12 protein-coding genes are annotated in these 13,380 nt (G+C 70.8%); 4 read left to right on the top strand and 8 right to left on the bottom strand.

Going from position 1 to position 13,380, the window contains the following annotated elements; genetic code table 11:
* Nucleotides 1–41: 41 nt before the first annotated feature.
* From ACFHWY_RS17895 to ACFHWY_RS17915, 5 genes are all read right to left on the bottom strand, one after another.
* A complete protein-coding gene (locus ACFHWY_RS17895; RefSeq protein WP_416581336.1) occupies nucleotides 42–3,452 on the bottom strand; it encodes an ATP-binding protein in 3,411 nt (1,136 codons plus the stop codon).
* Between the two features lie 48 nt (nucleotides 3,453–3,500).
* Nucleotides 3,501–3,848 (bottom strand): hypothetical protein, encoded by a 348-nt coding sequence (locus ACFHWY_RS17900; RefSeq protein WP_416581337.1) that lies wholly within the window; start codon nucleotides 3,846–3,848, stop codon nucleotides 3,501–3,503.
* A gap of 53 nt (nucleotides 3,849–3,901) precedes the next feature.
* A complete protein-coding gene (locus ACFHWY_RS17905) occupies nucleotides 3,902–4,162 on the bottom strand; it encodes a hypothetical protein (RefSeq protein WP_416581338.1) in 261 nt (86 codons plus the stop codon).
* Between the two features lie 381 nt (nucleotides 4,163–4,543).
* Nucleotides 4,544–5,872: an AAA domain-containing protein gene (locus ACFHWY_RS17910; protein WP_416581339.1), complete on the bottom strand. Its 1,329-nt coding sequence runs from the start codon at nucleotides 5,870–5,872 to the stop codon at nucleotides 4,544–4,546.
* Between the two features lie 185 nt (nucleotides 5,873–6,057).
* A complete protein-coding gene (locus tag ACFHWY_RS17915) occupies nucleotides 6,058–7,665 on the bottom strand; it encodes a DHA2 family efflux MFS transporter permease subunit (RefSeq protein WP_416581340.1) in 1,608 nt (535 codons plus the stop codon).
* A 309-nt stretch (nucleotides 7,666–7,974) separates the two neighbouring features.
* Between ACFHWY_RS17915 and ACFHWY_RS17920 the strand changes: the two genes are divergently transcribed.
* Nucleotides 7,975–8,253 carry a GYD domain-containing protein gene (locus ACFHWY_RS17920; protein ID WP_416581353.1) on the top strand — a complete coding sequence of 93 codons (279 nt, stop codon included), beginning with the start codon at nucleotides 7,975–7,977 and terminating at the stop codon, nucleotides 8,251–8,253.
* 208 nt (nucleotides 8,254–8,461) lie between these two features.
* On the top strand, nucleotides 8,462–9,367 hold the full coding sequence (locus ACFHWY_RS17925; protein ID WP_416581341.1) for a cellulose binding domain-containing protein: 906 nt from the start codon (nucleotides 8,462–8,464) through the stop codon (nucleotides 9,365–9,367).
* Between the two features lie 20 nt (nucleotides 9,368–9,387).
* On the opposite strand, the gene ACFHWY_RS17930 is transcribed toward ACFHWY_RS17925, so the two are convergent.
* The 3 genes from ACFHWY_RS17930 to ACFHWY_RS17940 are packed head-to-tail and all read right to left on the bottom strand — an operon-like array spanning nucleotide 9,388 to nucleotide 11,167.
* Nucleotides 9,388–10,659, bottom strand: coding sequence for an FAD-binding oxidoreductase (locus ACFHWY_RS17930; RefSeq protein ID WP_416581342.1), 1,272 nt, complete (start codon nucleotides 10,657–10,659; stop codon nucleotides 9,388–9,390).
* On the bottom strand, nucleotides 10,656–10,916 hold the full coding sequence (locus ACFHWY_RS17935) for a DivIVA domain-containing protein (RefSeq protein WP_416581343.1): 261 nt from the start codon (nucleotides 10,914–10,916) through the stop codon (nucleotides 10,656–10,658). Before ACFHWY_RS17935 ends, ACFHWY_RS17930 begins: the two co-directional genes overlap by 4 nt.
* Nucleotides 10,913–11,167: a hypothetical protein gene (locus tag ACFHWY_RS17940; RefSeq protein ID WP_416581344.1), complete on the bottom strand. Its 255-nt coding sequence runs from the start codon at nucleotides 11,165–11,167 to the stop codon at nucleotides 10,913–10,915. The genes ACFHWY_RS17935 and ACFHWY_RS17940 overlap by 4 nt, the downstream gene beginning before the upstream one ends.
* Nucleotides 11,168–11,405: 238 nt before the next feature.
* Between ACFHWY_RS17940 and ACFHWY_RS17945 the strand changes: the two genes are divergently transcribed.
* Both ACFHWY_RS17945 and ACFHWY_RS17950 read left to right on the top strand, forming a co-directional pair.
* A complete protein-coding gene (locus ACFHWY_RS17945) occupies nucleotides 11,406–12,653 on the top strand; it encodes a helix-turn-helix transcriptional regulator (RefSeq protein WP_416581345.1) in 1,248 nt (415 codons plus the stop codon).
* A gap of 11 nt (nucleotides 12,654–12,664) precedes the next feature.
* Nucleotides 12,665–13,144: a flavoprotein gene (locus ACFHWY_RS17950; RefSeq protein WP_416581346.1), complete on the top strand. Its 480-nt coding sequence runs from the start codon at nucleotides 12,665–12,667 to the stop codon at nucleotides 13,142–13,144.
* Nucleotides 13,145–13,380 lie beyond the last annotated feature (236 nt).

Genomic DNA, 13,380 nt, shown 5'->3' on the forward strand with positions numbered 1-13,380 from the left:
CGAAGATCGGAAGTGCCGCTGACCTCATGATCGACGCAGGATTAGAAACGCCAGGGGACGGGGGCGGGCGGGAGGTAGCGGCAGGCGGCACCGGTGGAGACCGTCGCACGAAGGTGGGCGGCCAGGGGCGGGTGCCGTGCGTCGAGGCGGCGCAGCGTGTCACGGATCCGTGCGGTGACCGTCTTGCGGACGCGTTCCGTCTCGTCACCGAGGCGGCGGGTACGACCGGCCAGCCCGGCGGCAGCGCGTAACTGGTCGATGAGGGCCTGCCGTTCGGCGTCCAGCACGGCCACCCTGCCCCGGTCACCACGCTCGGCCACCCGATCAATCTCGTCGTCGAGCCGCTCCAGATGGCGCCGGTAGCGGCTCTTCGCCTCGTCGTCGAGCACCTCGTCGCCACCCAACCGACGGGCGGCGACGAGCTGCGGCCCGGCCGCCGGGTCGAGCAACTCGACCGAGGGCACGTCGACACCCGGGCGACCCAGCAGCAGGCGCAGGTCGTGCAACCCCTTGGCGTCGGGCAGATGCACCGTGGTGCCGTCGAAGGTGAGTCGCCAGACGTCACCGTCACGGCGAAACTCGTAGGCCGGACCCGACGCGCCACCGGCCCCGGCGGCTCCTGACACCAGGCCGACCGGCACCGAACCGCCCGCCGAGGCAGCCGGCACCTGACGCCCGTCTGCCGACTCCAGCACCACCGACCCGACCACCACCGACCTGCCCAGTGCCCGGCCACCCAGTGCCGACCCGACCGGCACCGACCCGACGGGTGTCCAACCGGCCCCGATCGACACCGAACCGACGGGTGCCGGGCCGACCTCAGCCGGCCCGGCAGGCGCGACGTCGATGAGTCGGGCGAGCATCTGCGGCATGTCGAGTTCACGGGCCGCCCGGTCTGCGTCGGCACCCAGCGCCGCGGCGCTCGCCGCGTCGCCCGGGCCACCCCGACCGGTCAGAGCCGCGGCGAGTGCGACCTGGGCGATCAACGCCCATGGTCGGGCACCCATCCGCTCGGCGGCGGCGTGAGCGGCGGAGAATCCGGCGACCGCGTCGTCCCAGCGCTGGTCCGCGGCGTCGATCACGGCGAGCCAGTGGTCGACCGGGCCGCTGAGATCACAGCCGTACAGCGAGACGAGCCACTGGCCCCGGTACGGCAACAGCGCCTGCCGAGCCTCAGCGCAGCGGCTCGGGTCGGCGACGGTGGCCTGGGCACGCAGCCGCAGCCACAGCGGAGATATCGAGCTGGGAAACCGGGTGCCGGCGGCCTCGAGCCGGACGGCGGTTCGACCGGCGCTGCCATGGTCGCCGCGCTCGGCGGCGCTCACCCCACGGAGCAACTCCAGGTGCGGGTGGCCGGCCTGGCCGAGGCCGTGGAGCATGACGTCGATCTCGTCGAAGCGGCCCCGCAACAACTGCAACGACCAGAGCAGGTGATGGCCGAGGAAGGCGTGGTCGGCCTGCTCCCAGTCGTTGAGGTCACCCAGCTCCGCGAAGCAGGCCTCGGCGTCGGCGAAGTCGCCCCGGAAGGCGCTGGTGATGCCGCCGTCGATGGCGGTGGCCATCCGGTGCCGAGGCAACTCGGTCTGCCGGCCCGCGGTCACGAAGGCAGCGACTTCGTCCAGGTAGCGCGGGTCGCCGAGCTCCAACAACGCCACCCAACGCAGTGAGGTTGACCACAGCTCCGTCTCCCGGTCGCCGTTGCGGCGGGCGACGTCGCGGATCTCCGCGGTCAGGGCGGCCCGTTCCGGGGCGGTGCCCAACCCCCAGGTGGTGTCGTGCCGGACCCACAGGCTGAAGGTGAGTGCCTCGTCGTCGCGGGACGACCGGGCGAGCGTCTCGGTGGCGGTGATCAGGTCGGCTTCGAGCGCGGCGAGCCCGGCGGTGGCATCTGGTTCGCCGATCAGCCGCCGGTACGCCTCGCGCAGCAGCCCCTCGACGTCGATGCCCGAAACGGGATTGAGCTGGCTGTGACGCCGCGCGTTGAGGGCGAACCGGGCCAGCACAGCCTGGTCGTCAACGGTCAGAGCCAGCGCGGTGGTGTCGGTGAGCAGTTGGTGCGCTTCCTCGCGCTGACCGGTATGGAAGAGCTGCTCGGTCAGCATCGTCATGATCCTGATTTGCTGGGAATCGTCCCGCACGAGCTCCAGGGCCCGGCGGAGGTGGACGGCGGACTCGTCCATCGCCAGCCTGCATCTGGCGTCCCGGGCGGCGCTGATGAGCAGCTCCGAACTGCGGGACGCGGCCAGGTGCTCGCCGGCGTGCCAGGCGTGGCGGGCCAGGTCGGCCGGGATCAGCAGCTGGTCCAGCGCGCCGTGCTCGTCGACGGCCCGGACCACGGCGGCGTGCCGGGCCCTGCGGTCGTCATCACCGAGCCCGTCGTACAGCGTCTCGCGGACCAGGTCGTGGGCGAACGAGTAGCGGCCACCACCCGGGGCGAGCAGCAGCCGCGCGGTGACCGCGACGCCGAGGAGTTCGTCGACCCGGGCCGGTGGCAGATCGGCGCTGGCCGCGAGGATCTCGCCCCGGAACTCCCGGCCCAGCACGGCGGCCTGGGCGAGCGCGTCGACCACCATCGCCGGCAGATGGTCCAGCCGACGACTCACCACCTCCCGTACACCCGGAGGGATCGTGCTCAGCGCACCGTCGGTGTGCCAGAGCCGGGCGGCCTGCTCGACGAAGAAGGGGTTGCCGCCGGTGCGCCGGTGCACGTCGTCGACACAACGGGAGTCGGGCTGCCGTCCGGCGGTACGGGTCATCAGCGCGCCGACCTCGTCGCGGGACAAGCCGGTGAGGGTGACCGTGGTGGCCTTGGCAAGCAGCGACATCAGTAGCGGACGCAGCGGATGGTCGCCGGCCTCAATCTCGGCGTCCCGGTATGTGCCGACGAGCAGAAGCCGCTCGAACCAGGTGTGCTGGGCGGCGAACTGGAGCAGCCGCATCGAAGCCGCGTCGGCCCAGTGCAGGTCGTCGAGGATCACCACGACCGGCCGGCGCTGGGAGACGGTGACCAGGGCGGTGGTGACAGTGTCGTAGAGGGCGAACGCCTCCTGCTCGCCGACGTCGCCCTCGCCGGTGGTCCCGCCCGCGAGCGAGGAGCTGCCGGGGTGCTCCGTGGCGGGCACCTCGCCGAGCAGCAGCGCGAGCGCCGGCTCGGCCGACTCCCGGGCCGCCGCCCAGTCGTCGGGCGACCGCCGCAAACCGCGCAGCACCTGCGTCCAGGGCCAGTGACCGGGTGCGCTCCCCGAATCCCAGCAGGCGGCTCCGAGCACCAACGCGCCCTGTCGGCGGGCCTCGTCGGCGGCGGCGGTTACCAGGGTCGTCTTGCCGATGCCCGGCTCGCCGGTCACCAGGACGAGACCGCCGTGGCTGGCCGCCGCCCGCTCGACCTCTGCGCGCAGCAGACCGGCGGGATGGTTCCGCCCGATCATCGTTTCCCCGGCCTGCGCCCTCATCGCAACCGACGGTAGCCCACACCACTGACACGGCGAGGCTGCTGAGCCTCAGCGGGCGTCGGTGACGACGTGGGCGCACGCCGCGCAGGCGGCGGGTCCCTGTTCGGCGAACCAGCGGCAGTTCCGCCGGATGGCGCAGCGCGGCAGGTCGACCTCTGGATCGCCGACGGTCTCCGCGTACGAGGCGACGAGTCGTTCGCCGAGCCCGCAGTGCTCACCGGTCCAGAAGCCACACCTGCTGGTGACGCAGGGGCCGGCGAGCCGGTACTGCGCCTGGACCGGGGCGTCCGCCTGCGCCGCGGCGCTGATGGCCACCTCGGCGGGCAACGCCGGGGTGACGTAGGCGACCCGACCCGCCGGAGTGATCATGCCGAGGAAGACCGTGGCGTTGGCCACCGGTGTACTCGGGCACATCCGCTCCGGCGAGGAGGGCCGGTCCGGCGGTCGGGTCACTTCTGTAGCCAGAAGCCGATGTCGTTGATCTTCTGGCCGAGGTCCTGGGCGAACGGACCGTCAATCACCCACAGGCCGTACCACTCGGGCCGCAGCCGCAGGTTAGCGTGGCCGAGGGCGATCGGGTTGGTGAGCTTCGTGCCGGCGACCGAGAGCGCGGCCAGGCCGGCCCTCTGAATCTCACCGGCAATCTGGCTCTGCTGCGCTGAGCTGAGGTCGACGCCGTCGACCACAAAGCGGAACTCGTGACGTGCCATGGTGCTTCCTCCGGTTGGTCAGTACGTGTCGGTCCGCAGTCCGCAGCCCGCCGCCGGCCACGACGGCGACCTGCCCGAGGGCCGCCGGTGCGGCCAGTCGTGCGGTGGCGATCCCATCGTGGGTGAGTGCCGGTCGTGCCGCACGGACCGGACTGGCCGCGAGGGCGGGTGCGGTGACGGCGGCGACGGTTACGGTGACGGCGGCGGCCGCGGTGCCAGCGAGCCGCCCGCGCCGGGACAACGGAGCAGTTGGGGATTTCACACAGCTCACGCTATATACGGCGACAGATCATCTGAATCGATCTTGTATCGGTACAGCGACACAGAATCGGGTGATCTAGGACGGCATGAGTCCGCTCATCCTGCATGCGTCCCCGCTGGTCAGCGCCCTGGTTGGGCGGCCGGCGCCAGGTGGGCGAGGATCGCCTGGTGGGCCTCCCAGCCGTCGGGGAACCTGACCGGCACGTCCAGCTGGGGTGCCTCAGTCGACGGATGGGCGTCCAGCAGCTCGCCGATGCCGGCGCGGGCCACCACGACGCAGGCCTGCCGGTGCCGTGAGGCGAGCACACAGAGCCGCCCCGACTCCAGGTGGAAGGCGGTCGCGTCACGTCGGCCCGACAGCGGATGCAGCACGATCGTCACGTCGTACTCGCGGCCCTGAAGCCGGTTCGCGGTGTCCACGGTGACGGCCGCGCCGACCTCGCCCAGCTGGGCCCGGATGGCGGCTACCTGGTCGCGGTGGGCGGCCCCGACGGCGATCCGGTCGGCGGTTACCGGCGCGCCGCCGGGCGCCTGCTCGCTGACCGCGACTGCCCCGCGCCGCAGCACCCGCAGCGCGAGCGCGGCACACGCGGCGGCGGCCTCGCCGTCGGTACGCAGCGTGTGCCGCGCCGGCAACTCGTGCAGAGCCCAGCCGGTGGCCGCCGCCAACTCCACCGCCCGGTCGACGGCGTCACCGGCACCTGCCCCGGTGAGGTGCAGGGCACGGTCGGCCGCTGCGGAGCCGGCACGGAAGCCGGTGAACGGGTAGAACGCACGGGACACCACCAGTGCGGCCGAGGCGGGCAGCCGCCAGGACACCGGCAGCCGGTGCACCGGCAGCTGCGGGTTGTGCCGCAGCAGCACCGCCACCGCCGACTGCATCGGATCCCAGGTCAGCCCCGCCCAACGCCCGTTCTCCACTGTGGAGAACGGGTCGAGCTGCCCCGGATCCCCCACGAACAGGGCCCGCTCGAAGCGACCGGCAACGCGCAGCAGGGCGTCCGAGCGCATCTGGTACGCCTCATCGAGGATCGCCCACGGCCAGCTGCCCTCGGTGACCGTGGCCCATTTGGCGGCCGTACCGATAACGACTGCCGAGGCGCTCAGGTCCGTGGCCTTCGCGGCCACCCGGACGTGCTGATGGGTCGTCACCCGCGACGACGGCCGGTAGTCGGCGGCGGAGAGCCGACCCACCCGCAGTTCGGGTGCCTTTCCGGCGAGCCGGTCAACCAGATCGTCGACCTGCTCGTTGGTCTGAGCGATGATCATCAGTGGCTCGCCCGCGCTGGCCAGTTCGACGGCGGCCCGCACTACCAGCGTCGACTTGCCGGCACCGGGCGGCGAGTCGACCACCACCCCCCGATGATCGCCGGAACGCAGGTCGGCCAGCACGGCGGTGATCACCCGCTCGGCCTCGACCGACGGCGGCACCGCCAACTGCGGCCTCATCACCCCACCTCCCCACCCGGCCCCCGCACCCGGCGCCCCGCACCCTACCCCGCCCGCCGCTTCCGCCCCGCCGCTTCAGCCGTCGATCTAGGGACAAGTGTCGTCGCTGGAGATCGACTAACGACGCTTGTCCCTAGATCGACGCGTCGAGGTGGGTGGGGTGGGGGTGGGGTGGGGTGGGTGGGTCAGTGCACGATGGCAGGGGCACGCTGGTCGGTGGGCTGGTCGGTGGGCTGGTCGTCCAGCAGGTGTGACCGTTCCCGCCGTCGAGGTAGGAACGCGGCCGGGATGAAGGTCGCCGCCACCAGGGCGAACGCCACCCAGAAGGTCGTGGCGAAGGAGTTGGCGGCGAAGTCCAGACCACGCTCGATGAGCGACGGGTCGGGAACCTGCTCAGCCAGTTCCGGCCGCTGCTGGGCGGCGATGGCCAGGCCAGCCTCGGTGATCGGCTCGCCGTTCGGGCCGGTCAGGCCGGGAATCGTGCGGGACTTGTTCAGCTCGTTGGTGAGGATCACCGACATCGTCGCGGCACCTACGGAACCACCGATCTGTTGCAGGATGTTCACCAGCGTGGACCCCCGGGCCACCTCGTGCCCGGTCAGGGTCTTCAGCGCCGAGGTCATGATCGGCATCATCGTGCCGCCCATGCCCAGGCCCATGACGAACAGCGAGCCGCAGAGCAGCAGGTACGAGGTGTCCGCGTCGAGTTGGGTGAAGGTGAAGAAGCCGGCGAGGATGAGCAGCAGCGCGAACGGTACCGTCCGGCCGACCGGCACCTTGTCGGCGAGCATGCCGGCGATCGGCATGGTGACCATGGCGCCGATGCCCTGCGGGGCCATCAGTAGGCCGGCGTGCAGCGTCGACTCGCCGCGCACTTGGAGGAAGTAGCTCGGGAACAGCAGCCCGGCGCCCATGAAGGCGATGATGAAGACGAACATGGTCAACGCCGCGATGGTCAACCTGCGGTTACGGAACAGCCGCAGGTCGAGCAGCGGGTGCTGGGGCTTGAAGGAGTAGAGCACGAACGCCACCACCAGCACAGCGCCTATCAGCATCGGCCCCCACACCTCGGGGTCGGCGAAGGTGCCGGCCTCGGGCAGGGTGGACACGCCGTAGAGGAAGAGGGCTAGGCCCGGTGAGAGCATCAGCATGCCGAGAAAGTCGAACGACTCGGACGGCTGCGGGCTGTCCTTCGGCAAGGCCAGCTGCGCGTAGGCCAGCGCGACGACGCCGATCGGCAGGTTGATCAGGAAGATCCAGTGCCAGCTCGCCACGTCGATCAGCCAGCCGCCGAGGATCGGGCCGCCGATCGGACCGAGCAGCATCGGGATGCCGAGCACGGCCATCAGCCGGCCGATCCGGTTGGGCCCGGCCGCCCGCGTCATGATCGCCATGCCGATCGGCATGAGCATGCCGCCGCCGAGACCCTGCAACACCCGGTACGTGATCAACTCGCCGATCGTGTCGGCGGTGGCACACAGTCCCGAGCCGATGGTGAACAGCGCGAGGGCCATCATGTAGAGGCGTTTGGTGCCGAACCGGTCGGCGGCCCAGCCGCTGAGCGGGATCACCGTGGCCAGCGCGAGCGTGTAGCCGGTCATCGTCCACGCCACCCGGGCGTACGACGCGTCGAACTCGCTCTGGAACGTCGGCAGGGCGACGCTGACCACCGTCACGTCGAGGATCGACATGAGCGCGCCGAGCACGACGACTCCGGCCACCTTGAGCACCGCGGCGTCGAGCTTGTCCGAGGTTGGGACAGGCTGAGGTGCCGCGACGGATTGCTGTGTCACGAAGTCTCCTGTTGTCGAAACTGTCCGGAAGGACGAGCGGTGGTGGCCGACGTGGCGCAGATTGGCCTGGCGCGACGGCGGTGGTGAAGCCCGCACGGCACAGTAGCCCCCGGCACCGACATCCCGCCGCCGCTTTTGGCGACCAGCAGAGCGTTCTGTGAGAACGGCCACGGTGACTCCGCTACGCGGGGGCGTAACCGGCCGGGAAGCGGGTAGGCGCGGCGGGCACGGTCAGGGCTGTCGGGAGCTAGCGAAGGTGGTGTCAGCGTGGCGAAGTTCCTGGTCACGGCGACCTACACGGTCACGGGCATGGCGGGCCTGGCCAAGGACGGCGGGACGGCGCGGGCCGAAGTGATCAAGGCCCTCATCGAGAACGCCGGCGGCCAGATGGAGGTTGTTTACTACGGGTTCGGCCAAGCCGACCTCTACGTGATCTGCGAGGTGCCGGACAGCGTGACCGCCGCGGCCCTCGGCATCGCCGTGCGGGCGGCGGGCGGTGTGGACACCCGCATGGTTCCGCTGCTGACTGCGGAGGAGATCGACGCGGCGGTCCGGCTACCCATCACCTACCGGCCCCCCGGCCGCTGACCCGAATCCCCTCCAGCGCCCCCTCCCCGACCCGAGCGCAGCAGGCCCCCTCGTCGATCACGCAATTGTGGTGGCGGACGAACCGGGCACAACACCATGATTCGGGAGCCGCAACTCCTTGATCGCGTGAGCTGAGGTGGCGGGCGGGGTGGGGAAGGGCGGCCGGAAACGATTGATGATTGTGCATGTTGGCGTCTAGCATGGGGGCATGGGTGTTCGTCGGTTCGCGCTTGTCGGGGTGCTGGTTGCCGTGTTCGGGCTCTCCGGCACCGCGGTCGCCCGTGCGGCCGACGAGCCGGTCCTGACCACGCCCGGTGCACCCGTCGTGGTGGCCAACGAGCCGCACCTGCTCGCCCTGACCTGGGCACCGTCGAGCTGGATCGGCGAGCCGGGCGGGGCGCCCATCCGGTACGAGGTCCGGGCGTGGGTCGGCTCCAACACCTATCGCAGCCTCGGCACCACCACCGACACCGACCTCACGCTGACCCACCTCGCGCCGGGCCCCGAGTACCGGCTCACCGTCTGGGCGTACACCGACGCCGGGTACTCCCTCGACTCGCCCGTGACCCCGGTCCGCACCGCGTACGGGAAGGCGAGGGTGAGCTACCGCAACCTGAGCTGGTCACCGACCGACAGCCGGATCCAGCACGTCCTCGCGATCGTCAACACGGGCACCGCGCCGCTGGACCTGGCCGCCGTGCGGGTGCGCTACCACGTGACGTTCGAGGGCGGGAACACCTCGCTGGTCACCAACTGCGACTGGGCCGCGATCGGCTGTGCCGACGTGCAGCGCCACCTCCAGTTCTTCCCGCCGCCCGCTCCGCCGCCACCGCCACCGCACGCTCCGCCACCGGCCCCGACGCCCACCCCGACGGTCTTCCCGCCGCCCGGCACGCCGGTCCCCGGCTGGATCGAGCTGACCTTCACCGGCGGGGAACTGGCTCCCGGCGCGTCGACCGGGCCCATCTACCTACGCCACCACCGCCCGAACTGGACGGCGATCGACGAGCGCGACGACCCCAGCTGGCAGCAGGCCACCGGCGGGTGGGCCGACAACAGCCGGATCACCCTCGACGTCGACGGTGTCCGCGAGTACGGCGACACGAACACGTGAGCCAGCCACTCCGGTCGGCGTCAATGGACCGTGGGTAGGTTGGCCGGTATCCCGACGGCGGAAAGGCGTTGCCGGGCGACGTCGAGCATCGCCGGTGGCCCGCAGACGTAGACATCCTGACCGGGACGACAGTGGTGGAGCCCGACCGTCAACGCGTCGCCCTGCTCGTCGGGGGCGGCGCACGGGTCGTGGGAGAACGCCGGCACGACGGTCAGCCAGGGATGGGCCTGGTCGAGCTTGTCCAGGGTAATCGCATCGTAGAGGTCGGCGACGGTGCGTACGCCGACGATCAGCGTCACCCGGCGACCGGCCGGCGCTGCGGCGACCTGCTCGACCAGGGCGCGCAGCGGGGCCAGCCCGGTGCCGCCCGCCACCAGCAGCAGATCCCCGGCAGTGGCCGGACGGACCGACGACGGGCCGGCGGGCAGGCTCAGTCCGATGTCGACGGGCGGTCCGAGATGGAGCAGGTCGCCGGGGCGTGCCTCGTGGACGAGGGTGTGCGAGACGGTGCCGGCGGGGACCGCGCGGACGTGCAGTTCGACGGTGCCGTCGGCGTGCGGCGCGTTGGCCGGGCAGTACCAGCGCCACCGGCCGGGGTGCTGCGGCACGCAGACCGGCACCGCCTGACCGGGACGGAACGGCAGCCGCCGCCACGGGCGTACCGTCAGGATCGTGATGCCCTCGGCGGCCAGGTCGCGGCCGGCCACCTCGGCCGGCCGGAACGCCGGCCCGTCGCCCATCCGCGCGGCGGCGCGTTCGACGAGCGCCCAGGCCCGCCGCCACCGATGTTCCCAGCCGATGATCGGCGGCGGGCACAGCAGCGGCACCACCGGTGCCAGCGCGGCACCGACCAGCGGGCCGTGTTCCGGTCGCAGCCGGTACCGGCGGTGGACCCGCCCGAGCACCGCCAGCAGCGCCAACCGCCCGGCCCGGTCACCAGCGCCGCCGACCAGCCGGGCCAGCGCGGCGACGACCAGCTCAGCCACCCGCTCCGGCAGCAGCCCCGGGGCGTGCTCCTCAAGCCCGGCCCGGAAGCTCGTGGCGACCTGCGTGATCACCGCCTGGTCGCCCGACGCCAGCACCCCGGCCAGGTAGTCGGCAGCCCGCCGCCGCTGCGCCTCCGGCAGCCCCGGCCAGCCGTCCAGCACCGGGCCGCCGGCCGCGAGCTGCCGGGCCAGATGCGCGGCGAGCCGTTCCAGATCAACCCCGATGAGGTACGCCGACAGCTCCGCGTCCGCCTCGACCAGGCGCAGCCAACGGGTCACCGCCTCCCGTGCCGCCGCCCCGGTCACCGCCGCTCCCCCACCGGGTGAGCGTGAGGTGCCGGCCGACAGTCGGCGTGCCGGGACTGCCACTGCCGCAACGCCTGCCGGATGCGCTCGGCCTCGGTGTTCACTGTCGTCAGCTGCCGGTGCAGCAGTTCGAATTCGTCGGCTACGCGGTTCAGGTAGTCGTACACCTGGTTGGGGTCGAGACCCCGCCAGCGCCGGTCGAAGTCGGCGGCCCGCACGTGGTGCGCTTGCAAGCGCTCCCCGCTCACGTAGATCATCGCTGTGGTGCCTCCTGCTCGGCGATCAACGCCTGTACCTGCCGGTCGGTGAGACCGCGCCGGTCAAGCACCCGCCGCCCCCAGCGATGCAGCCGGCACGGATGCGGCGCACGATCGTTCCGGCAACGCGGCCCCTCCGGCCACTGCTCGGCCGCGTGCACGGTCACCGCCTTCACGGCGAAACCGACGTCCTCAGCTGTCACGTACGGCGGCATCGGCAACTCGCCGAGCAGCCCGTCGATCGAAATCATGTCCCTCCCCTGCTGTCGTGTGGCACCGGAGCGGGCGGGGGCGGCGCAGCCGCGACGGGGGACGCGGCCTCGCCGGAGCCCAGCACCCGCCCCGGGCCATACGCTCAGCCTCGGCGAATGACTGATCAGGAGCTACAGCGCTAAAGGAGCCGGTGTGACGCAGAAATGAGGCGTTAGCGTACCCACATGATCGACGCTGGGTTACTACAGTGACGCCCAGAGTGGAGGGAGCTCGGCTATGGCCTTGAAGCGACACCGGCTCTGTCAGCGGCGCAAGGCGCTCGGATACAGCCAGGAACGCCTAGCCGACATGCTCCGCGTGGAACGATCCACCGTGGTGCGTTGGGAGAACGCTGAAACAGATCCGCAGCCGTGGCATCGCGCCCGCATCGCCGCCGCTTTAAGAGTTACGCTCGAACAGCTCGACGACATGCTCGTCGACGTGTCGGTGGCAGCGCATCGAGGGCAGGCCGTGAAGGACATGGAACGTCATCCCGTTTCCGCCGCCGCTAGGCCCGATCTCTTGAACGGCCTTCGGACCTTCCTCAGCACCTATCTCACGGACTCAGCTCGGCCGACACCATCGCTGCCCGAGGTCCGGCACGCTGTGGGCAGGGCGCACAGCCTCTACCAGCGAGCCAGCTACACGTCGACGGCCCGCCTGATACCGGATGTACTCAGCCAAGCGACGGCCCTGAGCGGCAATGCCACCGGCATACACCGGAGCAGTTCCTTTCGGCTGCTCGCCGCCGCCTACATCGCCGCATCGAAGCTCGCAGCCAAGGTGGGTGACGGTGAGGCGACCCTACTGACAGCTGACCGGGCGGCCACCGCCGCACGTCTTGCCGACGATCAGGCGCTTGCTGCTGTTGCCTCGTACCAGGCTGCCTGCGGACTCATGCGGCAGCCCGGAAGATCGGCAGAGGCCGAGCAGGTGGTGCGAACCAGCATCGGTGCTTTGGCTTCGGCTGGTCCGGTCTCCGATCCTGACCTGCTCTCTGCACAGGGTGCACTGTTACTCCTGGCCGCCGTCAAGGCCGCGGGGCAGGGCGACACAAAGCAAGCGGGCGCCTTCCTGACGAGTGCCGAGCGGCTGGCGACGACGTTGGGCAGCGATCGCAATAGGCTGTGGACCGGCTTCGGTCCAACGAACGTCATCATTCATACGGTTTCGGCCGCCGTACGGGCCGGAAACCCCGGCCAGGCCATGGAGATCGGGACGCGACTCGACACATCGCGGCTGCCCACCGTCCTGGTGGGACGAAGGGCGCAGGTGCACGTCGACCTGGCCGCAGCGGCGCTGATGTCGTCCGGTGACAGGTCGATCTCGGTGCTGCACCTGCTCGAAGCCGAGCGGGTAGCCGCCGAGATGGTGCACGCGAACATGCAGGCCCGCACGCTCCTGCTCGACCTGCTGTCGAAGGAGCGCCGAGCGGTAACGCCCGGGCTGCGGCCACTTGCCGAACGGGCCGGACTGCTGGCATGAATCAACGAGGCGTGCTCGCCCTGGTTGTCTGCGCGGCCCCTCCGGTACTGCGCGTCGATGAATTGATCGACTTACTACAGGAAGACGGCTGGACCGTTTGCCTCACCGCCACACCAACCGCCGCGACCTGGGTCGACCGGGACGCACTTGCGCAGCAGACCGGGTATCCCGTCCGGGTGGAGTGGCGGAAGCCCGGCGAACCCGAGCCGCATCCCCCGGCCACGGCCGTCGCCGTCGTGCCCGCCACCTTCAACGTGATTAACAAATGGGCTCAGGGGATCAACGACACCCTCGCGCTGGGCATCCTCAACGAGGCGCTCGGAGCGAGTATCCCGGTCTACGCCTTCCCCAGCGTGAAGCCCCAGTTGGCCGCCCACCCGAGCTACGACCGTCATATATCGTTGCTCGCAGGCGCGAATGTAGCTTTGACATCGCTGCATGCTGAGCTGGACTGGGGAACTGTCGTAAACCGAGTTGGTCTCGCGGTTTAGGTCCCGGTTCACAACTACCTCCCGACGTTCGGAACGAAATGCCATCACTGATTGGCGCGTCCCGCAGGCATGCACGCGCCGATTGAAGCCATGGTGTTGCGTCCCCTGGCTGTCTGTCCGCCGTTTGCTTGGGTGCGGATTCGATGAGCGGATGTTTCCTCGGGTGTCTCTGTCTGCCAGGGCTTAATCAAGTTCCGTGGGTGTCCGGAGTGTTGGTGATGCCCAGGATGGGGAGT

It is taken from the genome of Micromonospora sp. LOL_024 (assembly GCF_048060415.1).
GTDB lineage: Bacteria > Actinomycetota > Actinomycetes > Mycobacteriales > Micromonosporaceae > Micromonospora.